General features: G+C 71.5%; 28 protein-coding genes. 15 read left to right on the forward strand and 13 right to left on the reverse strand.

What is annotated here, in order from left to right; all coding sequences use genetic code 11:
* Positions 1 to 138 precede the first annotated feature (138 nt).
* The gene (locus tag ACTFAP_RS17720) at positions 139 to 924 is read right to left on the reverse strand and encodes a DsbA family protein (protein WP_500466817.1); all 786 of its coding nucleotides are present in this window, start codon (positions 922 to 924) and stop codon (positions 139 to 141) included.
* A gap of 103 nt (positions 925 to 1027) precedes the next feature.
* On the opposite strand from ACTFAP_RS17720, the gene ACTFAP_RS17725 reads away from it, so the two are divergent.
* From ACTFAP_RS17725 to ACTFAP_RS17735, 3 genes are all read left to right on the forward strand, one after another.
* Positions 1028 to 1378 (forward strand): hypothetical protein, encoded by a 351-nt coding sequence (locus tag ACTFAP_RS17725; RefSeq protein WP_030729064.1) that lies wholly within the window; start codon positions 1028 to 1030, stop codon positions 1376 to 1378.
* A 60-nt stretch (positions 1379 to 1438) separates the two neighbouring features.
* The gene (locus ACTFAP_RS17730; RefSeq protein ID WP_500466818.1) at positions 1439 to 2212 is read left to right on the forward strand and encodes a class I SAM-dependent methyltransferase; all 774 of its coding nucleotides are present in this window, start codon (positions 1439 to 1441) and stop codon (positions 2210 to 2212) included.
* A gap of 124 nt (positions 2213 to 2336) precedes the next feature.
* The gene (locus ACTFAP_RS17735; RefSeq protein ID WP_500466819.1) at positions 2337 to 2741 is read left to right on the forward strand and encodes a hypothetical protein; all 405 of its coding nucleotides are present in this window, start codon (positions 2337 to 2339) and stop codon (positions 2739 to 2741) included.
* Here ACTFAP_RS17735 and ACTFAP_RS17740 read toward each other — a convergent pair.
* Positions 2734 to 3246 (reverse strand): GNAT family N-acetyltransferase, encoded by a 513-nt coding sequence (locus ACTFAP_RS17740; RefSeq protein WP_495681464.1) that lies wholly within the window; start codon positions 3244 to 3246, stop codon positions 2734 to 2736. The genes ACTFAP_RS17735 and ACTFAP_RS17740 overlap by 8 nt on opposite strands.
* Positions 3247 to 3488: 242 nt before the next feature.
* On the reverse strand, positions 3489 to 3887 hold the full coding sequence (locus ACTFAP_RS17745) for a MerR family transcriptional regulator (RefSeq protein WP_500469486.1): 399 nt from the start codon (positions 3885 to 3887) through the stop codon (positions 3489 to 3491).
* A 127-nt stretch (positions 3888 to 4014) separates the two neighbouring features.
* On the opposite strand from ACTFAP_RS17745, the gene ACTFAP_RS17750 reads away from it, so the two are divergent.
* The gene (locus ACTFAP_RS17750) at positions 4015 to 5091 is read left to right on the forward strand and encodes an alkene reductase (RefSeq protein ID WP_500466820.1); all 1077 of its coding nucleotides are present in this window, start codon (positions 4015 to 4017) and stop codon (positions 5089 to 5091) included.
* 210 nt (positions 5092 to 5301) lie between these two features.
* Here the strand turns inward: ACTFAP_RS17750 and ACTFAP_RS17755 are convergent, their stop codons facing one another.
* Positions 5302 to 6318 (reverse strand): helix-turn-helix domain-containing protein, encoded by a 1017-nt coding sequence (locus ACTFAP_RS17755; protein WP_500466821.1) that lies wholly within the window; start codon positions 6316 to 6318, stop codon positions 5302 to 5304.
* A 206-nt stretch (positions 6319 to 6524) separates the two neighbouring features.
* On the opposite strand from ACTFAP_RS17755, the gene ACTFAP_RS17760 reads away from it, so the two are divergent.
* The 5 genes from ACTFAP_RS17760 (at position 6525) to ACTFAP_RS17780 (ending at position 10966) form a co-directional block, all read left to right on the forward strand.
* Entirely contained in the window at positions 6525 to 7547 is a 1023-nt protein-coding gene (locus ACTFAP_RS17760; protein WP_500466822.1) for an ABC transporter ATP-binding protein, read from the forward strand.
* Positions 7541 to 8350 (forward strand): ABC transporter permease, encoded by an 810-nt coding sequence (locus ACTFAP_RS17765; protein ID WP_500466823.1) that lies wholly within the window; start codon positions 7541 to 7543, stop codon positions 8348 to 8350. Before ACTFAP_RS17760 ends, ACTFAP_RS17765 begins: the two co-directional genes overlap by 7 nt.
* A gap of 7 nt (positions 8351 to 8357) precedes the next feature.
* Positions 8358 to 9158 (forward strand): ABC-2 family transporter protein, encoded by an 801-nt coding sequence (locus ACTFAP_RS17770; protein WP_495681470.1) that lies wholly within the window; start codon positions 8358 to 8360, stop codon positions 9156 to 9158.
* Between the two features lie 65 nt (positions 9159 to 9223).
* The gene (locus tag ACTFAP_RS17775) at positions 9224 to 9577 is read left to right on the forward strand and encodes a metalloregulator ArsR/SmtB family transcription factor (protein ID WP_495681471.1); all 354 of its coding nucleotides are present in this window, start codon (positions 9224 to 9226) and stop codon (positions 9575 to 9577) included.
* A gap of 75 nt (positions 9578 to 9652) precedes the next feature.
* Positions 9653 to 10966, forward strand: coding sequence for an MFS transporter (locus ACTFAP_RS17780; RefSeq protein ID WP_500466824.1), 1314 nt, complete (start codon positions 9653 to 9655; stop codon positions 10964 to 10966).
* 7 nt (positions 10967 to 10973) lie between these two features.
* Here the strand turns inward: ACTFAP_RS17780 and ACTFAP_RS17785 are convergent, their stop codons facing one another.
* From ACTFAP_RS17785 to ACTFAP_RS17795, 3 genes are read right to left on the reverse strand one after another with little or no spacing between them, the layout of a single operon-like run.
* Entirely contained in the window at positions 10974 to 11147 is a 174-nt protein-coding gene (locus ACTFAP_RS17785) for a hypothetical protein (protein WP_495681473.1), read from the reverse strand.
* Positions 11144 to 11521, reverse strand: a complete 378-nt coding sequence (locus tag ACTFAP_RS17790; RefSeq protein ID WP_500466825.1) for a hypothetical protein — start codon at positions 11519 to 11521, stop codon at positions 11144 to 11146. Before ACTFAP_RS17790 ends, ACTFAP_RS17785 begins: the two co-directional genes overlap by 4 nt.
* Positions 11518 to 11766 carry a hypothetical protein gene (locus ACTFAP_RS17795; protein WP_500466826.1) on the reverse strand — a complete coding sequence of 83 codons (249 nt, stop codon included), beginning with the start codon at positions 11764 to 11766 and terminating at the stop codon, positions 11518 to 11520. Before ACTFAP_RS17795 ends, ACTFAP_RS17790 begins: the two co-directional genes overlap by 4 nt.
* Before the next feature lie 111 nt (positions 11767 to 11877).
* Here ACTFAP_RS17795 and ACTFAP_RS17800 point away from each other — a divergent pair, with 111 nt between their 5' ends.
* From ACTFAP_RS17800 to ACTFAP_RS17815, 4 genes are read left to right on the forward strand one after another with little or no spacing between them, the layout of a single operon-like run.
* Entirely contained in the window at positions 11878 to 12720 is an 843-nt protein-coding gene (locus ACTFAP_RS17800) for a helix-turn-helix domain-containing protein (protein WP_500466827.1), read from the forward strand.
* Complete coding sequence (locus ACTFAP_RS17805; protein ID WP_495681476.1) at positions 12702 to 12902, forward strand: DUF397 domain-containing protein; 201 nt, start codon at positions 12702 to 12704, stop codon at positions 12900 to 12902. Before ACTFAP_RS17800 ends, ACTFAP_RS17805 begins: the two co-directional genes overlap by 19 nt.
* A gap of 41 nt (positions 12903 to 12943) precedes the next feature.
* Entirely contained in the window at positions 12944 to 13159 is a 216-nt protein-coding gene (locus ACTFAP_RS17810) for a DUF397 domain-containing protein (RefSeq protein WP_500466828.1), read from the forward strand.
* A gap of 17 nt (positions 13160 to 13176) precedes the next feature.
* Positions 13177 to 13833 (forward strand): YdcF family protein, encoded by a 657-nt coding sequence (locus ACTFAP_RS17815; protein ID WP_500466829.1) that lies wholly within the window; start codon positions 13177 to 13179, stop codon positions 13831 to 13833.
* Here ACTFAP_RS17815 and ACTFAP_RS17820 read toward each other — a convergent pair.
* Complete coding sequence (locus tag ACTFAP_RS17820; RefSeq protein ID WP_500466830.1) at positions 13814 to 15715, reverse strand: penicillin-binding transpeptidase domain-containing protein; 1902 nt, start codon at positions 15713 to 15715, stop codon at positions 13814 to 13816. The genes ACTFAP_RS17815 and ACTFAP_RS17820 overlap by 20 nt on opposite strands.
* 194 nt (positions 15716 to 15909) lie before the next feature.
* Here ACTFAP_RS17820 and ACTFAP_RS17825 point away from each other — a divergent pair, with 194 nt between their 5' ends.
* Both ACTFAP_RS17825 and ACTFAP_RS17830 read left to right on the forward strand, forming a co-directional pair.
* On the forward strand, positions 15910 to 16404 hold the full coding sequence (locus ACTFAP_RS17825; protein WP_500466831.1) for a DUF1801 domain-containing protein: 495 nt from the start codon (positions 15910 to 15912) through the stop codon (positions 16402 to 16404).
* Between the two features lie 178 nt (positions 16405 to 16582).
* Positions 16583 to 17572 carry an alpha/beta hydrolase-fold protein gene (locus tag ACTFAP_RS17830; protein WP_495681481.1) on the forward strand — a complete coding sequence of 330 codons (990 nt, stop codon included), beginning with the start codon at positions 16583 to 16585 and terminating at the stop codon, positions 17570 to 17572.
* Between the two features lie 101 nt (positions 17573 to 17673).
* Here the strand turns inward: ACTFAP_RS17830 and ACTFAP_RS17835 are convergent, their stop codons facing one another.
* The 5 genes from ACTFAP_RS17835 to ACTFAP_RS17855 form a co-directional block, all read right to left on the reverse strand.
* Entirely contained in the window at positions 17674 to 18294 is a 621-nt protein-coding gene (locus ACTFAP_RS17835) for a response regulator (RefSeq protein ID WP_500466832.1), read from the reverse strand.
* The gene (locus tag ACTFAP_RS17840) at positions 18291 to 19637 is read right to left on the reverse strand and encodes a sensor histidine kinase (protein WP_500466833.1); all 1347 of its coding nucleotides are present in this window, start codon (positions 19635 to 19637) and stop codon (positions 18291 to 18293) included. Before ACTFAP_RS17840 ends, ACTFAP_RS17835 begins: the two co-directional genes overlap by 4 nt.
* Before the next feature lie 6 nt (positions 19638 to 19643).
* The gene (locus ACTFAP_RS17845; RefSeq protein WP_495681484.1) at positions 19644 to 20408 is read right to left on the reverse strand and encodes an ABC transporter permease; all 765 of its coding nucleotides are present in this window, start codon (positions 20406 to 20408) and stop codon (positions 19644 to 19646) included.
* Entirely contained in the window at positions 20408 to 21343 is a 936-nt protein-coding gene (locus ACTFAP_RS17850) for an ATP-binding cassette domain-containing protein (RefSeq protein WP_495681485.1), read from the reverse strand. The genes ACTFAP_RS17845 and ACTFAP_RS17850 overlap by 1 nt, the downstream gene beginning before the upstream one ends.
* A gap of 124 nt (positions 21344 to 21467) precedes the next feature.
* Positions 21468 to 22706: an NlpC/P60 family protein gene (locus ACTFAP_RS17855; RefSeq protein WP_495681486.1), complete on the reverse strand. Its 1239-nt coding sequence runs from the start codon at positions 22704 to 22706 to the stop codon at positions 21468 to 21470.
* Between the last annotated feature and the right edge of the window lie 165 nt (positions 22707 to 22871).

The following is a 22871-nucleotide window of genomic DNA, read 5'->3' on the forward strand; positions in this document are numbered from 1 at the left end:
GCTAGGCGGGCCGGGTACCGCTACGGAGCCACTAGAACGGGATTGGCGGCAAACACTCGATCGGTGATCGATGGTGACCGTTTCACTCCGGGTGATCTGGCCGGGTCGGTTCGCTCTTGACGATGGGTGTGATGGTCGTCACGCGGCGTCGAGAAGCTGGTCGATGGTGTCGCGGAACGTGTCCATGGACTGCGCCCCCACGATCGGATGACCGTTGACGAGGAAGGCCGGCGTGGTGGTGGCGCCCAGCTCGACCCCCTCCTCGGCGTCCGTGGCCACCGCCTCGTCCGCCTCCGGGGACTCCATGTCGGTGAGCATCCGCTCCACGTCCGGCACCCCCGCCGCCTGCGCCAGCTCCCGCAGGCCCTCCTCGGAGAACCGGCCGGTGTCCCGGTGGAACTCGTCCGCGAACGCCGCGTCGTAGAACTCCCAGAACAGCCCCTGCTGCCCGGCCGCCCAGGCGGCGCGCGAGGCGGCGTCGGACTCGGGACCGTAGACCGGGAAGTTGCGGAACTCGATGCGCAGCGCCCCGGCGTCCACGTACTCCTCGATCAGCTCGTGATGCACGCCACGGGCGTGGGTGCCGCTGAACGCCGACTGGAAGTCGCTGTACTCGATCATGACCACCGGGGCGTCGGCGTCGCCCATCGCGAGCGGGTCCTCCGCGTCGCGGCGGGCCAGGGCGAGGGCCGGGTGCCCCTCGGGGAGCGGCTGGACGGTGCCCTCCTCGGGGATCGGGTTGCGCTGGTTGTCCGCGGTGCTGTTGCCGCTGCTGAACAGCGCGGCCATCGCCCCGAAGACCAGCACCAGGATGAGCACCCCCGCCAGCACCGCGAAGGTCAGCGGGCGCTTGCGCACCGCGTACGGGCGCTGCTGCTGGGCGGCGGGGCGCCGGGCGGGCTTGGACGGCCGGGACGAGGGCATCGCAGGACCTTCTGAGGCTGGGGGAGAGTGTGCACACGCTTCCTGCCGAGCGTAATGCGGGGGCCTGTTTTTCCGGGAAAAGGGGGTGCGTACGCTGCGCGGCATGGACGTACTCATCCACATTTTCGTCGCCCTGCACATCATCGGTATCGCGGCTCTGCTGGGTGGTTTCCTCACCCAGATGAAGGCGATGGGCAAGGGCGAGGCCCGGATCGTTCCCGGCATGCTGCACGGCGCGGCGACGATGCTGGTGACGGGCCTCGTGCTGGTCGGCCTGAACCAGGCCGACGACAACGAGGTGAACAACACCAAGATCGCCGTGAAGCTGGCCCTGCTGCTGGTCCTGAGCGTGCTGGCCTACATCAACCGCGACGAGGAGAAACTCTCCGCCCCCGTCTTCGGCACCATCGGCCTGCTGACCACGGCGAACATCTTCATCGCCACGCTGTGGTGAGCCGCAGCCCGGCGGCAAACCGCTTGCCCGGGGCGGGCCCCGGGCGGTGTGATCGGTGTCATGGCCAGTGATGCGGACATCGCGCGGAATCGGCGGTACTGGGACGGGGTCGGTGCCGACGCGCACGGGCCGGTGGCGCGGGGGCACTGGGAGGCGGCCGAGCCCAGCTGGGGGTTGTGGGGGACGCCGGAGGCACGGGCGGGGGTGATTCCGGCGGACATCGCCGGGCAGCGCGTCATCGAGCTGGTCTGCGGTACGGGCTACGTCTCGGCCTGGCTGGCGCGGGCCGGGGCCCGGGTGGTGGGGGTCGACGTCTCGGCGCGGCAGCTGGAGACGGCGCGGGCGCTGCGGGACGAGTTCGGCCTCCGGTTCGCGCTGGTGCAGGGGGACGCGGGGCGGGTGCCCTGCCGGGACGGTGTGTTCGACTTCGCGATCAGTGAGTACGGGGCCTCCCTGTGGTGTGATCCCCAGCACTGGATCCCGGAGGCGGCGCGGCTGCTGGCGCCCGGCGGGCGGCTGGTGTTCCTGCGGCCGTCGCCGTTGTTCGCGATGTGCCTGCCGGAACGCGGTGAGGTGGGGCCGGAGTTGCTGCGCCCGCTGTTCGGGCTGCGGCGGCTGGAGTGGGAGCGGGGCGCTACCGAGTTCAACCTGCCGCACGGGGAGTTGATCGCGCTGCTGCGGGAGAACGGCTTCGAGGTGGAGGAGTTGCTGGAGCTGGCGGCGCCCGAGGGGGATCCGGGGACGCGGTGGTTCAGCGATGACAGCACGGTGGAGCCCGAGTGGGCGCGGCAGTGGCCGACCGAGGAGATCTGGAAGGTGCGGCGCGCCGTGTGATGCGGCGTGTGATGGGCCACGTGGGGTGCCGGTGTGTGCCTGGTGGTGCGCCGGGGGACGGGTCGCACGACGCCTCGTGCGAAGCGTCTTGTGACGGGAAGTCGGCTCTGGGACTGTTGGGGCCATGACACCTCCTCCTGTCTCCCGCCGCACCCTCTTCGGCGGGGCCGCCGCCGCGGCCGGCGCCTCCGCCGTCGGAGCGGCGGCAGCCGCGCCCGCGCAGGCCGCCGCCGCCACCGCCGACGCGACCCCGCCCCCGGCCCCCGCCGCCACCGGCGACTGGACCGAGGCCGAACTGCGCGACCGCTCCCGCGTCCTGCGCCTCGGCTTCACCGAACAGGAGGCGGACGCCTGGCTCCTGGTGGCCCGCGCAGGCGCCGCGTTCTTCGCACTGCCGCAGATCCACCCCTCCGACACCCCCGATGTCGTCGACGCGATCCACGTCATGCAGCGCATCCTGATGCAGCGCCCCGCCTACAAGCAGTACCGCCAGTGGGGCGAGGAAGAGGAAGGCGGGCCCGCTAGCTGAGCTCCGCCGCCAGCAGATCCATCAGCAGCCCGTCGTGCCACTCGCCCTCCGGGCCGCGCTCGTACTGCCGCATGATGCCCACCGGCCGGAACCCGACCTTGCGGTAACAGGCGATGGCCGCCGCGTTGTCCGCCGCCGGGTCGATCACCAGCCGGTGGTGGCCGAGGTCCGTCACGAGGTGCCGGGCGAGGGTGCGCACCGCGTCGGTGCCCACCCCGCGCCCGTGCACCGCCGGATCGACATAGATGTCGATGCCCGCGTGCCGGTAGTCCGGCTCCGACTCCTCGTGCCACTGGACCGCCCCGGCCACCGCCCCCGCGTACTCGATGACCAGCACGGTGGTGCCCGGCTCGGCCAGGTCCTCGTGCACCGCCGCCACCAGGTCCTGTCCGCCGCGCCACCGCGCGTAGACTTCCGGGGTGTCCCGGATCGCGGCCAGGGCCGGGATGTCCGCGTCCGTCACCGGTCGCAGGGTCACCTGTGCCCCGCGCAGGATCGTCTCCATGCGCTCCATCGTGCCAGGCTGCCGGTATGAGCGAGGAGTTGTACCCGAGCGCGCGCATCGGGGCCGCCGGGTGGATCGGACCCCGGCCAACGACCACGCCTGGTGTGTGGCCTCCGAGATCGACTTCGACTCGACCCTGGTGGCGGGCAGCACGGCGCTGGTCGGCGAACTGCTGCGCGCACCGGGTCTTGAGGTGGCGGCCATCGGTCCGGACGACTCCCTCGCGGCCGACGCCGACCGGATCAACGCGGCACCGGGATACGGGGGTTCGCCGGACGCGGGCACGCGTGGCCGGTCATGGCCGAGGTGGTGGCGTAGCCGATGACCTCGTCCATCCGCTGCCGGGTGCGCAGGAGCGAGGTGATCTGCGCGTCGATGCGCTCGCGCTCGGCCGCCAGCCGGTCCAGCGTTCCCGGGTTCGCCCTGCCCTCCACCACACACGGCAGCAGGTCCAGTACGGCCCGGCTCGACAGCCCGGCCGCGTACAGCTGCTGGATCAGGACCACCCGGTCCACCGCGCTCTCCGGGTAGTGGCGCTGCCCGCTGGTGCTGCGCTCGGACGTCAGCAGGTGCTGCTCCTCGTAGTAGCGCAGCGCCCGTACGCTCACCCCGGTCCGCTTCGCCAGTTCGCCGATCCGCACGGCCCTCGCCCGCCTCTCCCAGTCCTCCCGGGTGACCCCGGTCACAGAACTTGCCTCTGACGTCAACGTCAGGTTTTAGCGTAACGGAGCAGTCAGCCAAACCCTTCTCTACGCCAAGGACAAGCTTGTGACCAGCATGTTCGACAGCTACCAGCTCGGTGGCCTCCGGCTCCCCAACCGCATCGTGATGGCGCCGATGACCCGGGCCCGCGCCACCGCGGACGGTCTGACGACGCCCGCCATCGCCACCTACTACGCGCAGCGCGCCACCGCGGGCCTGATCGTCAGTGAAGGCGTCGCCCCCAACGAACGCGGTCAGTCCAACGTCAAGGCGCCCGGGCTGTACACCGACGAGCAGGTCGCCGCCTGGCGACCGGTCACCGACGCCGTGCACACCAACGGCGGCCGGATCTTCGCCCAGATCATGCACGGCGGGCGGGTCGGCCACGAGGCGGTCCAGGGTCACCAGCCGGTCGGGCCCTCCGCCATCGCCCTCGACGGCCAGGTGTACGCGGGCACCGCGCTCGGCTTCCAGCCGGCCCCGGTGCCCTACGCCCTGTCCACCCGGGAGGCGGCGGCCGAGGCGCGCGTCTACGGGGACGCCGCCCGGCGCGCCGTGGAGGCCGGGTTCGACGGCGTGGAACTGCACGGCGCCAACGGCTACCTCATCCAGCAGTTCCTGTCCTCCGGCGCGAACCACCGCACCGACGTGTACGGCGGCTCGATCACCGGCCGGATCCGGTTCGCCGTCGAAGCGGTGGAGGCGGCGGCCGACGCCATCGGCGCCGACCGGGTCGGGCTGCGGATCTCGCCCGGCGGCACCGCCTGGGACACCGTGGAGGAGGACGTCCCGCAGCTGTACGGAGCGCTGACCGAGGCGCTCGCGCCGCTCGGGCTCGCCTACCTGCACACCCTGGTCACCACCGACGACGACACCCTCATCGCCCTGCGCAAGGCGTGGCCCGGCACCTTCCTCGTCAACCCCTCCGAGCAGATCGGGCCGGTCGAGGCCACCCGGGAGGGCGGCGAGGAGTGGCTGGCCAAGGGCGCCGATCTGATCAGTTACGGGCGCAAGTACCTGGCCAACCCCGACCTGGTCGAACGCTTCCGCACGGGCGTTCCGCTGGCTCCCACCCCGGAGCACATGACCTTCTACCAGGACGACACGGCGTTCATCAGCTACCCCAGCGCCCAGTACGCGTAGGCGCGTTGTCCTGGCACGTCGGCGACAGGCGTGCCGGGTGGGTGAACGGGTGAGGGCCTTCTGGGTTCGGTGGGCATCGCGCCGTCCACCGCCGGCCGCCGGGAGGCCCTCGTGTCCCGCCGTCATGGCCCGCCGGCAGCGGCCCGACATCAGTCCGGACACCGGGAGGCCGGGACACCGGGCCGGGCGATCTGCGGGACCTCGCGGAGGTCAGGGGTGGAGCGTCTCCCCGGAGCGCATGGCGTCGGCGATCCAGGCGTAGGGGAAGGAGTCGTGATCCTCCTCGACGGTGGTCCCGTTGATCGCGGCCACCAGGGACACGTAGCGGCCGTGGGTGGTGTCGTAGACGGGGCCCGCGGAAGCGGCGTCCTCGGCGGCGACCTGGCGCAGGATGTCGGGCACCCGCTCGTACGCCTTCGCCAGCCGGTCCCGTACTTCGGGGGTGAGCGGGGTGTCCGAGAGCGCGGTGGCCGCTTCGAGGAAGCGGGTGACGGCCTCCTGGACCCACGGGGACCGGGGGGACTGACCGGCACGGTGTGCGGCCAGGATCTCTTCCATGACCGCGGCTCCGCCCCCGTGCATGAAGTCCTGGAACGGCTCGGTCGTGATGGCGCGGGTCTCCGGCGCGGTGTAGGTGTCTTCGAGGTAGGCGCGGACCGATGCGCGGAACGCCGGGTTCCGCACCAGGTCGGCCAGCTCGATCCAGCCCTCCAGTTGGGCGGGCGTGGGGTCGGCGGGCAGCACCGGGCGCATCGCCCGCAGCCGGTCCACGAAGTTCTCGGGGACGTCCAGATCCCGGCCGACATCGTTCCAGAAGTCGTCGATGATCTCCTCGCGTTCCTCGTCGGTCATCGAGACGAGCCTGTGCATCAGGTCGGCCTGGGCGGTCGTGGCGCCCTGGCTGATCAGGGCCCGGAGCACCGCCCGTCTGGCGCTCAGGGTGCGTGCCTGGCCTTCGACGATCTCCAGATGGGTGGTGAGCAGCTCGTGCAGGGTCGTGCCGCCGTCGAGGAGGCGGCGGATCTCGTGGAGTTCGGTGTCCAGTTCGCGCAGCGTGCGCACGAGTTCCAGCCGGGCGATGGCGTCGATGTCGTACATCCGCTGGCCGGCGCCGTTCAGGTGGGTGGGCTCGACGAGGCCGGTGTCGGCGTAGAACCGGACGGCGCTCACGCTCAGGCCACTCCGGCGCGCGGCATCGCCGATGAGATACAGCTCGTGTTCGTTCACCTCGCCACTGTCGTACCTCAAGCCGCTTGAGGCGCAACCCGGCCATCGCCGCTGACCTGTCCGACCCGCGTGCGGACGAGCAGCATGCCCTGGCGGCAACTGCGCCCCAGCCACCCCAGCGCGAGATACGCGTGGGTGGCCTGATCTGGCGGGCCCGCCGAAATTCGCTCGCGGCCGGGCCGTGTGAGCCACTACACCTGGCGCACGTGATCGAAGTCGAAGGACTGGTCAAGGAGTTCCGCCGTCCACGGCGCGTAGAGGGGCCGCTGGGCGGCCTGCGTACGCTGCTCACCCGGCAGTACGTCACCACCCGTGCCGTGGACGGCGTGTCCTTCGCCTTGGCCGAGGGCGAGTTCGTCGGCTACCTCGGCCCGAATGGCGCCGGCAAGTCGACCACCATCAAGATGATGACGGGCATCCTGCGGCCCACCGCTGGAACGGTGCGGGTGGGCGGCACCGTCCCCTGGCAGGACCGGGAACGGCACGCCCGCACCATCGGCGTCGTCTTCGGTCAGCGCACCCAGCTGTGGTGGGACCTGCCGCTGCGCGACTCGCTCGATCTCATCGGCCGGCTGTACGGGGTGGACCGGGCCCGGCACCGTGCCGTGCTCGCCCGGTTCACGGAACTGCTGGGCCTCGGCCCGTTCCTGGACACCCCGGTCCGGCAGCTCTCCCTCGGCCAGCGCATGCGCGGCGATCTGGCCGCCGCCATGCTGCCCGAGCCGCGTGTGCTCTTCCTCGACGAACCCACCATCGGCCTGGACGTGGTGGCCAGGGAACGCATCCGCGCCTTCCTCGCCACCCGCAACCGCGAGGACGGCACGACCATCGTCCTCACCACCCACGACCTGGACGACGTGGAACGGCTGTGCCGGCGCATCGTCCTCATCGACGGGGGCCGGGTGCTGTACGACGGCGATGTCGCACGGCTCACCCGGCAGTACGCCGTGGGACGCCGGCTGGTCGTGCAGTTGGGCGAGGGAACACGGTGGCACGGTGTCACGCTGCCCGGGGTCGTCCGGGAGGACGGCGAGGCTGGCGGGGGTGGCGGAACGGAGGCTGAACCCGGGCGCGTCACGCTGCGCTTCGACCCCGCCCGTACCCCGGCCGCCGAGGTCATCGCGGCGGTACTCACCCGGCACGAGGTCACCGACCTCTCCCTTCCGGCGCCCGGCCTGGAGGGGGTCGTCCACCGGATATACGCCGCCCGCGAGGCAGACCCGTGCTGACGCGGCGGCAGAAGTTCACCGCCTGCCGCGCCATGGCCCACTTGCATCTGCGCGGCCAGCTGATGTATCGCGGTGACTTCCTGCTGCGCATGCTCGGCCTGCTGATCCAGGTGGCCCTGCTCGCCCTCGTCTGGCGCGCGATCTACCCCGAGGGGGAGGCCGTCTCCCTGGAGACCCAGCTCGCGTACGTCACCTACGCCGCCGTGCAGAACTGGGCATTCACCCCGCCGGGGCTCGCCCCCACCGCCATTCCGCAGCGGGTGCGCGAGGGCAGCGTGGTCTTCGATCTGGCGCGGCCCATCGGCTTCCCAGCCCAGATGCTCTCCGCCCAGGCCGGGGTCACCGCGGCCCTGTTGCCCCTCGCGCTGCTCGCCCTGCCCTTCGCCATCCTCGTCGGCGGCGCGCAGGCGCCCGCCTCGGCCGCGGCCGTCCTGGCGTCCGTGGTCAGCCTGGTGCCCGCGCTGCTCAACGCGCTGCTGCTGGCGGTGCTCGTCTCGATGGTCTGCTTCTGGACCCTGGAGATGACCGGCATCTTCATGATCCACCGGGTGGTGGCGCAGTTCTTCGCGGGCGCGCTGGTGCCGCTGTGGCTGATGCCGCCCTGGCTGGCGGCGCTGGCCCACGTGCTGCCGTTCCAGACCATCACCTACACGCCGATCGCCCTCTACCTGGGCCGGATCGAGGGGATGGGCCCGGTACTGGGAGCGCTGGTCGTGCAGCTGGGCTGGACGGTGGCGCTGTGGCTGCTGCTGCGGCGGGTGTGGGCGCGAGCCCACCACCGGGTCGTCGTGCAGGGCGGGTGAGCGGGCCATGACGTTCGTCCGCACGTATCTGCTCCTCGCCACGGCTGCCTACCGTGCGCAGCTCCAGTACCGGAGCAATCTGCTGCTCACCCTCGCGGGCGGCGTCGCGTACCAGGGCACGGGGCTGCTCTTCCTGTGGGTCATCACCTCACGGTTCGGGGATCTCGGCGGCTGGAGCATGGCCGAGATCGCCTTTCTGTACGGCATGCGGGTCACTTCCCACGGGCTGCTGGTCGTTCCCACCAGTCAGCTGCACCATCTCGATGTGGCTATTCGCACGGGAGAGTTCGACCGTTATCTGGTGCGTCCGGCCGGGGTGCTCACTCAACTGCTGTGCCGCCAGGTTCATCTGCCGACCCTCGGTGACCTGGCCACCGGCATCACCGTCCTGGTGCTGGCGGCCGGACCGGTGGGCTTCACACCCACCCCCTCCGCGCTGCTCTACCTCGTCCTGGCCCTGGTCGGCGGTGCGATGGTGGAGGGCGCGCTGCAACTCGCCTGCGCCTCCTTCTCCTTCCGGATGCTCTCCAACCTGGCGCTGCGCGGCCTGATCGACGACCTCATGAACACGTTCGGCGGCTACCCGCTGAAGGCGTTCCCTGACGCTGCCCGGCTGGCGCTGACCTACCTGGTGCCGGTGGCGTTCGTGGCCTATCTGCCGGCCGGGGTGCTGCTGGACCGGGCGGACGGTCTGCACGTCACCGTGTGGGTGGCGTACGGGGCGCCGCTGGCCGGGCCCCTGCTGTACGCGGCGGCGTACGCGCTGTGGCGCGGGCAGCTGCGGCACTACTCCGGCTCGGGCACGTGAGCGCACGCGTGCGCATGTGCGCACCTGGGGCTCCTAGAATGCCGGGTGAGGGAAGGGGCGAGGTCATGGCAGATGCGCACGGCCCGCAGGAGCGTGGCGGTGGTGGTGCCGGTGGCGGTGAGCGGCTGGATGTCGCGGTGTCCGTCCTGGCGCTGCTCGCGGACCGTACGCGGCTGGGTCTGATGGAACGGCTCGGCCGGGGAGAGGCCGATGTCACCACGCTCACCGAGGCCACCGGGGCGGCCCGTACCTCGGTGAGCCAGCATCTGGCGAAGCTGCGGCTGGCCGGTCTGGTGGTCACCCGCAAGGAGGGCCGGCGGGTGGTGTACGCGCTGGGGCACGGGCATCTGCGCCGCCTGGTGGACGAGGCGCTGAACGTCGCCGATCACCAGATCGGGGCGTTGCCGCCACACGAGTAGTTCGTCACGTGCATACGTGTGCACATATTGTCTATGCTGGCCGGGTCGTTCCGCGCTGACCGGAAGAGGCCCGCCGTGCCGAGTGTGCTGCGCCATCGCACGTACCGCCGTCTGTTCACCGCCCAGGTCGTCGCCCTGGCCGGCACCGGCCTCGCCACCGTCGCATTGTCGCTGCTGGCGTACGACCTCGCCGGACGGAACGCCTCGGCCGTCCTCGGCACCGCGCTCGCGATCAAGATGGTCGCCTACGTCGTGATCGCCCCGGTCGCCGGTGCGCTCGCCGGGCGGATACCGCGCCGGGCCCTGCTGGCCGCCATGGACCTCATCCGGGCCGGGGTCGCCCTCGCGCTGCCGTTCGTGACGCAGATCTGGCAGATCTACGTCATGGTCGTGCTGCTCCAGGCGGCCTCCGCCGTCTTCACCCCGGTCTTCCAGGCCACCCTCCCCCAGGTGCTGCCCAGGGAGGAGGACTACACCCGGGCGCTGTCCCTGTCCCGCCTCGCCCAGGACCTGGAGACCCTCCTCAGCCCGGCGCTCGCGGCGGCGCTGCTCACCGTCATCTCCTACGACTGGCTGTTCGCGGGCACCACGGCCGGGTTCCTCGCCTCCGCCGCCCTCGTCCTGTCCACGGTGCTGCCCAAACCGGTACCGGTGGAACGCACCGTCGGGACGGTGGCGTTCGGCGGGCGGCTGTTCCTGCGCACCCCGCGCCTGCGGGCGTTGCTCGCCCTCGACCTCGCGGTGGCCTCGGCCGGGGCGATCGTCTACGTCAACACCGTGGTCATCGTCCGCGACCACTTCCAGCACCCGGCCGGCGCGGTGTCGCTGGCCCTCGGCGCGTACGGGGCCGGGTCCATGGCCGTCGCGCTGGCGCTGCCCCGGGTCCTGGCCACCCGGGGCGACCGTCCGGTCATGCTGACCGCCGCGTTCACCCTGCCCCCGGCCCTGGCCGCCGTCGCCGCACTGACCGCCGCCGCCCCCGCCACCCCGACCTGGGCGGCGATGCTCGCGGCGTGGGCGCTGATCGGGGCGGCGTCCTCCGCCGTCCTGACCCCGGGCGGCCGGGTGCTGCGGCGCTCCGCCGCCGAAGCGGACCTGCCGGCCGCCTACGCCACCCGGTTCTCGCTCTCGCACGGCTGCTGGCTGCTGACGTACCCGCTCGCCGGATGGCTGGCAGCGGGCGCCGGAGTGCCCGTCACGGCGATGGTGCTCGGGGCCCTGTCGCTGGCCGCCGGGGTCACCGCCACGGCCGCCTGGCCGGCCCGCGACCCCGCCCGGATCGCCCACGTCCACCCCGACCTGCCGCCCGGCCACCCCCACCTGTCCACCGGCGGCCGACGGCACACCCACCACTACGTGATCGACACGCACCACCCGGCCTGGCCCTGACCGCCGGCTACCCGACCCGGGCCGTCCGGACGAGCAGCAGCACGAACGATCCGGCGAGCACGGCGAGCCAGAAGCAGAGCGTGGCCGCGCCCTTCATGTAGACCAGCCGTCCGCAGCCGGCGCACCGCCGGCCCTCCGCGCACTTCACCAGCCCCCGATGGCGGCACGGCGCCGTGATCACGACGCACCCCGCGCCCGGTCGATCTCCTGCAACCGCGCCGGCCGCAGATCGGCGGCGGTGGCCCGCCAGTGGACATCGGGATCGTCGAGCGCCCGCAGGTCCAGCGGCAGCCCGCACGTGGCGGCGAACATCACCTCGCCCACCCGGTTCTGCCGGTCACTCCACAGCGCCATCCCCGGCAGTACGGCCGGACGCAGCGCCCCGGCGAGCAACTGCGACCCGACGCGGCGCGCGACGGCCACGCGCATCCCCAGGATGTTGATGACCGGCGGCGCGGACCCGACCTTCACCTCCTGCACGGCGGTGGGCGGAACATCCAGCAACGCCAGCAGATCCCGCAACTGCCGCACCACCCGCTCCCCGTCGCGGCTCACCGCCCGCCCCTCCGCACCAGCGCGGCGAGCGCGCCCGCCACCTCGGGCGTGCAGCGCCCGAGTTCCACCAGAGGTCGCACGGACGACCCGCTGAAGGTGTGCAGGTCGACGTCCAGCGAGGGCAGCACCACCCCTCGTGCGCCGAGCACGTCCCGGAGATCGTCAACAGCACGCTGCGCGGCCTGCCGTGACGCTGTGAGATCAGCCGTGGTCATGGTGCCTGTGGTGACCGGTTCCGCTGCCATGAACGATGCCCCTTCGCTGTGTGTTTCCTTCGGTACACAGCGTCGGCTCTGCGCCATACGATCCACCAGTGGGTTGCTGTCCCACCCCGCGAAACGGGACGTGGAGCGAAGATGTTCAACGCGAGTGCGCTGACTCCCAACCAATCGGCGCGTCACTTCTACGGTGCTGAACTCCGTCGCCACCGCGACGGCGAGGGTTGGTCGCTCTCGCGTGCCTGCGAACGGCTACTCGTCAGCAAGAGCACGCTGGCCCGTCTTGAGACGGCAGAGGTCATGCCGCAGCCGGGGTTCAGTGAACGGGCGGATCATGTTTACGCCACGGAGGGCCATTTCCTGCGTCTCTACGGCCTGGTGCGCAAGGAACGCTTCCCGGACAAGTACCGGCGTCGGATGGAGCTGGAGGAACGCGCCCGTGTGATTGAGGAGTTCGCCGGGCACGTGGTGCCGGGTCTCCTCCAGACCCCGGACTACGCGCGTGCCCTCTTCCGGGTGAGCAACCCGAAGGCGGGGCCCGAAGCGATCGAGGACATGGTGAGCATCCGGACGAGTCGCCAGGACATCCTGCTGTCCGATGCGCGTCCCGACATGTCCGCGATCATCGACGAGGCCGTCCTGCGCCGTCCGGTCGGTGGGCGGGCAACCATCCATGCACAGCTCGCCCAGTTGGCCTCGCTCGCGCGAAGCCCTCGGACAACCATCCAGGTCCTGCCGTTCGCGCATGGGGAACATGCTCTTCTCTCTGGTTCCCTCACGTTGTTGACCCTCCCCGATGCAAGGTGCGTCGCCTACGAAGAGGGCATCACCACGGGCTTCCTGCTGGAAGACGCGGAAAGCGTCATCGCTCACCGTCGGTCGTACGATCTGCTGAGGGCGTACGCCCTCACGCCGCCGGAGTCAGCGGCTCTGATCCAGCGAGTGATGGAGGACTACCGAGCATGCGATCCCCTCAGCTGAGCACAGAATGGCGCCGGTCCAGTTTCAGCAATGGCGACGGAGGCAACTGCGTCGAGGTGGCGGACGGATGGCCCGGAGTGCTCCCGGTCCGTGACAGCAAGGATCCCAGCGGGCCCATCCTCCGCTTCGGTCACGCTGAATGGGCGGTGTTCGTGGCCCAGATTCGTGCCGGGCGGCTGTGACCGCATGGCTTCCGGTGTTGTCGGAGGCCGCAATCGGTGGCATGGCGACAGCGCAGCGAATCCACCAGAGCGGCGGCGCCGCATGGCGCCGGTCCAGCTACAGCAATCAGGACGGCGGTCAGTGCCTTGAGGTGGCCGATGGCCACCCGGGCGTCCTGCCGGTCCGGGACAGCAAGCGGTCCGACGGGCCCGTCGTCCGCTTCGGTTCCGGTCCGTGGTCTGCTTTTGTCGCCGCGTTGCGGGGCGGGCAGCTCTGAGTTCGACGGAGAAACTCTTGATCACCGAGCAGGTCCGGGCAGATGCCCGGCTGGTCTGGGCGTACCACCGCATGGAGCACGAGGCGCGGCCGTGTGATGTGGTGATCGGGCTGGGCAGTCATGATCTCGGGGTCGCGGATGTCGCCGCCGGGCTGTACCTGCGGGGGCTGGCGCCGGTGGCGCTGTTCACCGGCGGGAACAGCCCGACGACCCGGGCGCGGATGCCGCGCGGTGAGGCCGTGCACTACCGGGAGCGGGCGATCGCGCTCGGGGTACCCGAGGACGCCATCCTGCTGGAACCCCGGGCGTCGAACACCGGCGAGAACATCGCCTTCTCCCGCACTGTCCTCGCCGACGCCGGCCGTTCCGTCTCCTCCGTGCTGCTGGTCAGCAAGCCGTACGAGGAGCGCCGGGCGCACGCCACCGCGCGCAAGGTGTGGCCCGAGGTGGAGGTGGTCAGCGCCTCGGCGCTCGTGGATTACGACGGGTACGTATCCGCCCTCGGTGACGAACGGCTGGTCATCGACATGCTGGTGGGGACGCTCCAGCGGCTGATCACCTACCCGGCGCTCGGGTTTCTCGTCGGGCCGCCCGTACCCCCGGGGGTACGGGCGGCCTTCGAGCGTCTCTGCGCGTCGGGGTTCGTGTCGCGGCTCAGCCGTTCAGCGCGTTGAGGAAGGCCGCCGCCACCGGGCCGGCGTCGCTGCCGCCCGAGCCGCCGTCCTCCAGGACCACCGCGAACGCCAGATCCCGCTCGCCGAGGTAGCCGATGATCCAGGCGTTGGTGGACAGTTCGCCGTCCGCGTTCTCGAACTCCGCCGTGCCTGTCTTGCCGTGCGGCACTCCGGGCACCTCGCGCAGCGCCGACGCCGAGCCTTCGGTGACCGTCGCCCGCATCATCGTGCGCAGGCCGTCCACCGTCTGCGGGTCCAGCGTGATGGGGGCCTCGTGCCGTTCCTCCACGGCGTCCGGGACCAGCACCGGCTGCCGGAACGTCCCGTCCGCGACCGTCGCCGCCACCGACGCCATCACCAGCGGGCTGGCCTGCACGCGGGCCTGGCCGATGAGGGAGGCGGCCAGCTCGTTGTCGTTCTCCGCCACCGGAACGTTGCCGTCGTAGGTGGACGCGCCCACGTTCCACTCCGTGCCGATGCCGAACGCCTGCGCCGTCGTGTGCAGGGAGTCGTTCGCCAGCCGGTCGCGGTTCTCGATGAGCGCCGTGTTGCAGGAGGCCGTGAACGCCTCGTGCAAGGTGGTGTCCGGGCCCAGCTCGAACTCGTTCTGGTTCTCGTACCGGAACCCGTCGACGGTCGCGTACTTCGGGCAGCCGATGACATCGCCCGGCGTCAGGCCGCCCTCCAGCAGCGCCGCCGCCGTCACCACCTTGAAGGTGGAACCCGGCGCCAGCTGTCCGGTCAGCGAACGGGCGAAACCGTCGACGGGCCAGTCGGCGGCGGCCAGCACCTCGCCCGTCGAGGGCCGGACGGCGACGATCGCGCCCTCACGAGCGGCGTCCTCCAGCGCGGCCTCGGCCGCCCGCTGCGCCGCCGGATCGATCGTCGTGGTCACCGGCTCGCCGGGGTCACCGCCCTCCTGCTCGTACAGGGGCTCCAGCGCGGCGCCCGACTCCCGGTCGGCGATCACGACGGCGGCCGACGCCGTACCCGCGAGCTGTTCGTCGTAGCGTTCCTGGAGTCCGGACGTCCCGGCGCCGCTGCCGTCCACGCCGCCGACCACGGCCCGTGCCGCGTGCGCCAGCTGGCGGCTGCCCTCGGTGAACTGGAGACCGGGCGCGGCCCGCAGGTCCTCCGCGTGCTCCTGGAAGACGCTGTCGCGCAGCGTCACCACCGGAACCGCCTCGTCCGGGTCGGCCTCCGCGACGCGGTCGGCGAGCGCGTCGGTGTCGATCCCGGCGTCGAGCGCGTCCAGGGCCGCCCAGGCGGCGGTCGGATCGGTCAGCCGCGCGGGCCACACGCTCACTTCCCACACGGTGGACGGGCCGGCCAGTTCGCTGCCGTCCGCCGCGAGGACCGGCGCCCGCTCGGCGTCTCCGTGGGAGAGCACCAGCGTCTGGCCCTCGGCCAGCTCCGGGTGGACGAGGGCGGACTCCCACGTCACCTGCCAGCCGTCGTCCGCGCCGCCGGGGCGTAGCACGGCCTGTGTGTCGTAGGTCCAGGGGCCGAGGCCGGGCAGGGTGAAGGTGACGGTGAACGGTACGGCCCACGCGTCCCCGCCGTCCGTCCCGCCGTCCTCCCCGCCATCCGCCGCGACGGCCTCGCCCGGCGTGCCGAACGTCAGCTCCTCGGCGCGCAGGTTGTTCTCCACCGACTCCAGCAGCGACTGTGCCGCCTCCGGGTCGTCCGTGAATCCGGCGGCCCGCTCCAGCTCTCCGGCCGCCCAGGCGTCCAGGAACCGCTGGGCACCGGCGTTCGCCCGGTCGGCGGGGTTCCCACCGTCGTCCCGGCGCAGCACCAGTACCGCGGCTGCTGTCGCGAGGAGGACGAGTACGAGCGCGAGCGCGAGCAGCCCGCTCCTCTTATATGTCCGGTTGGTCATGCGCCTCAGCATCGGCCGGTGCCGCGCGGCGGTCCAAGACACCATTGCGCGGCTTGATGCCGTTTCGGCATGGGGTCGGTCGGCGGTCGGTGGCCCGCCACCCCACGCCGATCAGGATTCGAGAAGCCCGTATCCGCTCCGGATGGCTACCGTGAGTGGCACCGAGTACCGCCGCGACCAGAGGAGCCAGGCCCATGAGCAGCGCGCCGAAGTCCAGTGACCGGAAGAGGAAGACCGCGTCCTCCGCCTCCTCCGGGGAGGGGTTCTCCGAGCAGGAGCGTGCGGCCATGAAGGAGCGCGCCGCGGAGCTGAGGACGCAGACGCGCCGTGGCCGGGGCGCGGCCAAGGCGGCGGCGGAGGAGAAGGAGTGTCTGGCCAGGATCGCCGAGATGCCGGACGGGGACCGGGAGCTGGGCGAACGCCTGCACGCCCTGGTCACCGAGGCCGCCCCGGACCTCGCGCCGAAGCTCTGGTACGGGCAGCCCGCGTACGCCAGGAACGGCAAGGTCGTGTGCTTCTTCCGCAGCGGGCGGATGGACAAGACCCGATACACCGTTTTCGGCTTCAACGAGACGGCGAACCTCGACGACCCCAGCGGCCTGTGGCCAACGTCCTACGCCATCACCGACGAGCTGAGCGAGGCGGCGGAGGCCACCCTCCGGGATCTGATCACCAAGGCCGTTTCCTGACGCGGATCCCGGAGCCGTCGCCGGTGTGCGGCCGGACCTCCCCGCTCCCCGTGGAGAGGTCCGGCACCCGAGATGCGCGGTTGCCGTGGAAATACGGGTTCTGCCGGTCGCACCGCTCCTAGCGTGGTCGCGGGCCGCGCGGCGCGGCCCCGTGAGCGCGCAGACACCAGGGGGCACCATGAGCGCATACCGTCCGGACCGGCGCGGGGTACTGAAGGCGGCCGGGTCGATCACCGCCGCGATGGCGTTGGGCGGCGGTGCCGTCCTGGCGACGGCGTCGGCGGCGCACGCGGTCGGCGACGGCTTCGGGCTGCGGATCGTGGAGCGCAACGAGGACAACGCCCGGATGCGGTACTACCGGTTCGCGACCGACGCGATCCAGTGGAACCCGGCCGTGAACGTGCTCCTGCCCGACGACTATCACACCAGCGGGCGCACGTACCCCGTCCTCTATCTCTTCCACGGCGGGATGGAGGACTTCAGGACCTTCGACACGGACCCCGGGCGCGACATCCGCGCCGTGACGGCCGGCAAGCCGCTCATCGTCGTGATGCCGGACGGCGGCCCGGCCGGCTGGTACAGCAATCCCGTCAACTCGCTCACCGGGCCCCGGAACTGGGAGCACTTCCACATCAACCAGCTCCTCCCGTGGGTCGAGGCGAACTTCCGCACCTACGCCGAGTACGACGGCCGCGCGGTCGGCGGCTTCTCGATGGGGGGCTTCGGCGCGCTGAAGTACGCCGCAAAGTACTTCGGCCACTTCGCCTCGGTGAGCGCGCACTCAGGACCGGCCAGCCTGCGCCGCGACGACGGCGCGGTGGTCCACTGGGCCAACGTGTCCTCCGCCGCCGTGGAACTGGGCACCGGCACGGTCTACGGCGTGCCGTGGGACCAGGCCCGGGTCAGCGCCGACAACCCGGTGGAGCGGCTGGAGAGTTACCGCAACAAGCGGATCTTCCTGGTCGCCGGGACCAGCCCCGATCCGACCAACCCGTTCGACACCCTCAACGAGGTGCATGTGCTGGCGGGACAGCGGGAGTTCCGGTCGCTGCTGACCGGGGCCGGTATCGGTCACGAGGGGCACGAGGTGGAGGGCGGGCACTTCGTCCGCAGGGATCTGCTGGCCGACGACATCAACGGCATCATCGGCCGGCTCCGCAAGGCGTAGCCCGGCACACCGCCCCGCCTCGCCCTGTACGCCTCGCCCCGGCCCGCCCCGAACGGCGCCGGGGCGGGGCGACTTGCGGCAGCCTGGCCTGCGGTGGGGCGTCAGGTGAGCAGGCGACGGCGGTAGCCCTCGGCCACCGCCGAGGCGCGATCGCGCACGCCGAGCTTGTCGTAGATGTGCTGCAGATGGGTCTTGATGCTCGCCTCGCCGATGAACAGCGCCGCGGCGGCCTCGCGATTCGACCTGCCGTTCGCGACCAGTTGCAGCACCTCCTTCTCGCGGTCGGTCAGCGTGCCGGCGCCGGGCCGGCGCACCTGCCCCATGAGGTGCTGCATCACCGACGGCGCGAGCACCGGTTCTCCCCGCGCGGCGGCGCGGACGGCGCGCATCAGTTCGTCGGGCAGCGCGTCCTTCAGGAGATATCCGATCGCACCCGCCTCGATCGCCGGCAGGACGTCGCTCTCGCTGTCGAAGGTGGTCAGGATCAGCACGCGGGCACGCGGAACCCGCTCGCGCAGGGCCGCGGTCGCGGCGACGCCGTCCATCCCGGGCATCCGCAGGTCCATGAGCACGACATCCGCTGCCAGCGACCGCGCGCGTTCGACGCCCTCGGCGCCGTCCCCGGCCTCACCGACCACGACAATGTCCCCGACGTCCGCGAAGGTGTCGCGCAGACCGCCCCGCACGATCGGATGGTCGTCGACAACGACCAGTCGGATCATCGGTCGATCTCCCCCTTCGCTCGCGTGCCCCCGGGCGCGATCGCCGGAACGCGCGCACTGACGGACACCCCGTCACCCGGTGCGCTCTGCACCTCCAGGTGACCGCCGACCCCTCTGATGCGCTGGCGCATGCTCGTCAGGCCGAAGCCGGTGCCGACCTCGTTCGCGAACCCGCGTCCATCGTCGCGCACGTCCAACAGCACCTCGGTGCCCGTGTACGACAGCGTGACACCGACGCGCGAGGCGTCCGCGTGCTTCGCCACGTTGGTCAGCGACTCCTGCGCGACCCGGAAGAGAGACACCTCGATCGCCGGGCTCAGCGGCTCCCGGGCGCCGGTGACCTCCACGTGCGCGCTGGTCCCCTGCTCCCGCGACCATCGCTCGGTCAGCGTGCGCAGCGCCTCGGGGAGGTGCGCCCGCCCCAGCTCCCGTGGAGCGAGCGCCTGTACGGACCGTCTGGCCTCGGTCAGGCTGCTGCGCGCGAGCCGAAGCGCGCGTCCCACATGCTCTTCCGTCTCGCCCCGCACCCGCGCGGAACGCTCCGCCGCCTGGAGCTGCGTGATGATGCCGGCGAGGCCCTGGGCCAGCGTGTCGTGGATCTCGCCGGCCAGTCGCTGCCGCTCGTCCTGCGCCCCGGCTTCACGGGCCTGGGCGACCAGTTGCGCGTGCAGTCCGGCGTTCTCGTGCAGGGCCGCCTCAAGCCGCTCGACGAGCGCCTCCCGCTTGCGTTCCTCGGGTTCGCTGCGCGCGGTCAGCACGATGCCCACCCCGATCGCCGCGGTCTGCACGGTGACGATCAGGATGAGTTCCGCGAGCGTCGGTGGGGTCGGGTCGTCCCACACGCTCATCGCCGCGCCGTTGAGGGCCACGGAGGTGGCCAGGACTCCGAGCACTCCCAACGGCCACGGCTTGAGCACGTACGCGTGGAAGAAGCCCGCGACGGTGAAGACGAGGAAGATGTCGGAGTACGTCATGAGGGTGACGGACAGGGCCAGTAGTCCCACGAAGTACAGGCCCGCCGACACGGGCCGCAGCGTCCTCCTTCTGAGGGGCAGTGTGTGCCCGAAGAGCACCCACAGCACCGAGGCCGCGACCAGCCCGAGGACGGACGCGCCCTCGGGCCAGAAGCGGTCACCGGAGGCCGGCAGCGTCCACGAGAAGTAGACCGCCGTCGAGATCGTCAGCAGCAGCCACGGTGTGACCAGCTGCAGCAGACCCCAGACCCGCAGTTGCTCCGCTTTCCAGGCCAACCGGGAGCGGTGCGCGCTTTCCACCTCTTCCGCGATGGCGGATGCGTGCGTCCCGGAGCCCGGGTGCTCACCGGCCCCGGCATCCCGCATCATCGACTCCTACTCCCACCGGAAGAGCTTCGCGGCGATCGCGCTCGCGGTCACGGCGATGCCCGCCATTATGGCAATCTGCAGCCAGAAGGGCTGGCCACCGGCGGTGGCGGTGACCTCGCCCGCCTCGGCGGACCACGCGGTGGTGAGAGCCTGAAGCCCGGGCGGTATGAACTCGCCGACGGTGCGCAGCACATCGGGCATGAGGGCACGGGGCAGGAAGGCCCCGCCGAAGAACATGAGTGCGACGAACATCAGGGTGCCGGTCTGGTTCGCGGCACTGCTCGTGCGGGCCACGGCCGCGGAGATCATGCCGATCCCCAGCAGCGCCGCGTAGCCGACGACGGAGGCGACGACGAACGCCAGGGGCCGCTCGGGCGGCGCGATGTCCAGCACCGCCCACGCGAGGAGGATCATGAGCGCCGCGGAGACGACCACCGAGGCGAACGCGACCATCATCTGCGCGAGCAGGACACCGCGCGGATGCGCGGGGGTGGTCGAGAGCCTGCGCAGGATGCCGCGCTCCCGGTACGTCGCGACCACCGCCGGGATGTGCTGCACGGCGATCATCACCATCCCGAACACCAGCGCCGTCGGCGCCCAGATGTCGATGGACCGGAGCCCCCCGTTCTCCGGCGACACCTCCCGGAGCGCCGGGATGGAACCCAGCACGAGCAGGAGCCCCGCCGGGAACAGCACACCGAAGACGACGGTGGCGGAGTCCCGGAGGAAGAGTGCCGTCTCGACCTTGACCAGCTTCAGCAGAGCAGGCATCAGTCCACCTCCGTGCCGGAGATTTCCGGGGTCTGCGGGGCGCGTCCGGTGAAGGCCACGAACGCGTCGTCGAGGCTGCGCTGGTCGACGCGGAGATCCTCCGCCACGACCTGCGCCCTGGCGAGAGCCCCCGCCACGCTGCTCAGCAACTGCCCCTGGCCGGTGACCCGCCAGCGTCCCCCGGTGATCTCGACATGGCTCACGTCGGGAAGATCGGTCAGGACACCCATGTCCAGCGGTTGGCTCACGCGGAACCGCACCTGCTGCACCGCGCTCGCCCGCGCGATCAGCCCCGCGGGCGTGTCCACCGCGGCGACCCGGCCACCGTCGATGACGGCGATCCGGTCGCTCAGGCGCTCCGCCTCATCCATGAAGTGCGTGACCAGGAGGATCGTGACACCCGTGTCGCGAACCCGCTCGATGAGGCTCCAGGTGTCGCGCCTCGCCTGCGGATCCAGGCCCGTCGTGAGTTCGTCCAGAATCGCGATCCTCGGATTGCCGACGAGCGCGAGCGCGATCGAGAGCCGCTGCTTCTGCCCGCCCGAGAGCGCCTTGTACCGTGTGTCGCGCTTCCCGGTCAGACCGAGGAGCTCCATGAGCTCGCGCCAGTCGGCGGGGTTCCGGTAGAAGGAGCTGTACAGATCGAGGGCTTCGGCGACCTTGATCGCGTCCGGGAAGCTGCTCTCCTGGAGTTGCACGCCGAGCAGCTCACGCACCTCGGCCCGGTCCTTGACCGGGTCGAGTCCCAGCACGGAGATCGAGCCCGAGTCGGGCGTTCGCAGGCCCGCGATGCTCTCGACGGTGGTCGTCTTGCCGGCGCCGTTGGGCCCGATGATGCCGAAGATCTCCCCCTCTTCGACGGTGAAGGAGACGTCCTCCACAGCAACGTGCCGCCCATAACGTTTGTGCAGATGTCGCACGTCCAATGCGGTCATACGGCGACGCTACGAGCGCACCACACCCCGCCACATCGACCATGAGGTCCGGGCTTCGGTTGATCCCCGTATCCACCGATCGGTGGATACGGGGCACCGTGCGGGGCCCCGCCGGCGGGCGGTGTCAGGCCGGGCGGACGGCGCTGTGCCAGGGCATGTAGTCGATCGACTCGACCTTGATCACATCGCCCGGCTTGGGTGCGTGGATCATCTGGCCGCCGCCGATGTACAGGCCCACGTGGCTGATGTCGCTGTAGAAGAAGACCAGGTCGCCGGGTTGCAGGTCGGACTTGGCGATCTTGGTGCCGATGTTCACCTGGTCCCAGGTCACGCGGGGGATGGTCACCCCGGCCTCGCGCCAGGCGGCCTGGGTCAGCCCCGAGCAGTCGTACGAGTTGGGGCCGGTGGCGCCCCACACGTACGGCTTGCCGATCTGCGCCTCCGCGAAGGCGATCGCGGCCTCCGCCTTCGTCGCGTACGTGCCGCCCGTGTCCGAGCCACCAGAGCCGGAACCCGAACCGGAGCCGGAGCCCGACCCGGAGCCGCCCGAGCCCTGCCCGGCCGCCGCGTCCGCCTCCTCCTGCGCACGGGCGGCCTCCTCGGCCGCGGCCCGTTCCGCAGCCTCGCGCTCCAGGCGCTCCTGCTCGGCGACCCGCTCGGCCTCTTCCCGCTCCAGCCGCTCCAGCTCGGCCAGTTCGTCCTGCTCCTCCTCGGTCAGCTGCTCCAGCAGCTGCCGCGCCTCCGCGAGCTTGCCCTGGACCGTCTCCTTCTGCTCCTGGAGTTCGTCCTCGCGCACCACCAGTTCGTCCAGCGCCTCCGTCGCGGCGTCGCGCTGCTCGGTGGCCTGCGACTGCCGTGCGGTGAAGTCGGTGAGCGCCTGCTGCTGCTGTTCGCCGAGCCGGTCCAGCGCGTACCGCTGGTCGAAGTAGCTCTGCGGATCGGCCGACAGCATGAAGGTGATGGTGGACGGCATCGCGGAGCCGGCGCCCGTACGGTACTGGGCGGCGGCGTAACTGCCGAGGGTGCGGCGGGCCTCGTTGACCCGGTCGGTGGCCTGGGCCGCCTCGTCCAGCAGCTGCTCGACCAGCTCCTGCTGCGCGGTCACGTCCTCCTGCGCCGCGTTGTAGTGCTGGGTGGCGGTGCCGGCCTCCCGGTAGAGCGCGTCCACCCGGTCCTTGACGTCGGAGGCGCGGCCGGCCGCGGCCTCGGCGCGTTCGCGCTGGTCGTCGATGTCGTCGGCGTACGCGGTCTGCGACGACAGCAGGGTGGCCGAGGCGAGCGCGGCGGCGCCCATGCCCAGGGCGCCCCGGCGGCCGGCGGGGGATTCCAGGATTCCGGTACGCGGCTTGCGGTGAGTACCCAAGGCCGGAGGTCTCCTTCTGTGTCCACTTCCTCTGCCGCCTACCGGGGGATGGTGGCCCCCACGGCGCACCCGGAGTCAGCGGTCGGCGGCTCGTGCCGCCGGGACCGGCGGGCGGGGGAGCGAGCCACCTGCCGTCGCACGGTAGCCATCATGAGGGGCTCTTGT

The sequence above is a fragment of the Streptomyces sp. PH9007 genome, assembly GCF_059813725.1.

Coding starts and splice junctions, on each gene's coding strand:
- ACTFAP_RS17825 (WP_500466831.1), top strand. CDS start 15,910: ATGAGCAGCGCGCCGAAGTCCAGTGACCGGAAGAGGAAGACCGCGTCC.
- ACTFAP_RS17735 (WP_500466819.1), top strand. CDS start 2,337: ATGACACCTCCTCCTGTCTCCCGCCGCACCCTCTTCGGCGGGGCCGCC.
- ACTFAP_RS17805 (WP_495681476.1), top strand. CDS start 12,702: ATGCGATCCCCTCAGCTGAGCACAGAATGGCGCCGGTCCAGTTTCAGC.
- ACTFAP_RS17840 (WP_500466833.1), bottom strand. CDS start 19,637: ATGATGCGGGATGCCGGGGCCGGTGAGCACCCGGGCTCCGGGACGCAC.
- ACTFAP_RS17835 (WP_500466832.1), bottom strand. CDS start 18,294: ATGATCCGACTGGTCGTTGTCGACGACCATCCGATCGTGCGGGGCGGT.
- ACTFAP_RS17725 (WP_030729064.1), top strand. CDS start 1,028: ATGGACGTACTCATCCACATTTTCGTCGCCCTGCACATCATCGGTATC.
- ACTFAP_RS17740 (WP_495681464.1), bottom strand. CDS start 3,246: ATGGAGACGATCCTGCGCGGGGCACAGGTGACCCTGCGACCGGTGACG.
- ACTFAP_RS17720 (WP_500466817.1), bottom strand. CDS start 924: ATGCCCTCGTCCCGGCCGTCCAAGCCCGCCCGGCGCCCCGCCGCCCAG.
- ACTFAP_RS17800 (WP_500466827.1), top strand. CDS start 11,878: ATGTTCAACGCGAGTGCGCTGACTCCCAACCAATCGGCGCGTCACTTC.
- ACTFAP_RS17845 (WP_495681484.1), bottom strand. CDS start 20,408: ATGCCTGCTCTGCTGAAGCTGGTCAAGGTCGAGACGGCACTCTTCCTC.
- ACTFAP_RS17830 (WP_495681481.1), top strand. CDS start 16,583: ATGAGCGCATACCGTCCGGACCGGCGCGGGGTACTGAAGGCGGCCGGG.
- ACTFAP_RS17810 (WP_500466828.1), top strand. CDS start 12,944: ATGGCGACAGCGCAGCGAATCCACCAGAGCGGCGGCGCCGCATGGCGC.
- ACTFAP_RS17770 (WP_495681470.1), top strand. CDS start 8,358: ATGACGTTCGTCCGCACGTATCTGCTCCTCGCCACGGCTGCCTACCGT.
- ACTFAP_RS17850 (WP_495681485.1), bottom strand. CDS start 21,343: ATGACCGCATTGGACGTGCGACATCTGCACAAACGTTATGGGCGGCAC.
- ACTFAP_RS17730 (WP_500466818.1), top strand. CDS start 1,439: ATGGCCAGTGATGCGGACATCGCGCGGAATCGGCGGTACTGGGACGGG.
- ACTFAP_RS17820 (WP_500466830.1), bottom strand. CDS start 15,715: ATGACCAACCGGACATATAAGAGGAGCGGGCTGCTCGCGCTCGCGCTC.
- ACTFAP_RS17795 (WP_500466826.1), bottom strand. CDS start 11,766: ATGGCAGCGGAACCGGTCACCACAGGCACCATGACCACGGCTGATCTC.
- ACTFAP_RS17775 (WP_495681471.1), top strand. CDS start 9,224: ATGGCAGATGCGCACGGCCCGCAGGAGCGTGGCGGTGGTGGTGCCGGT.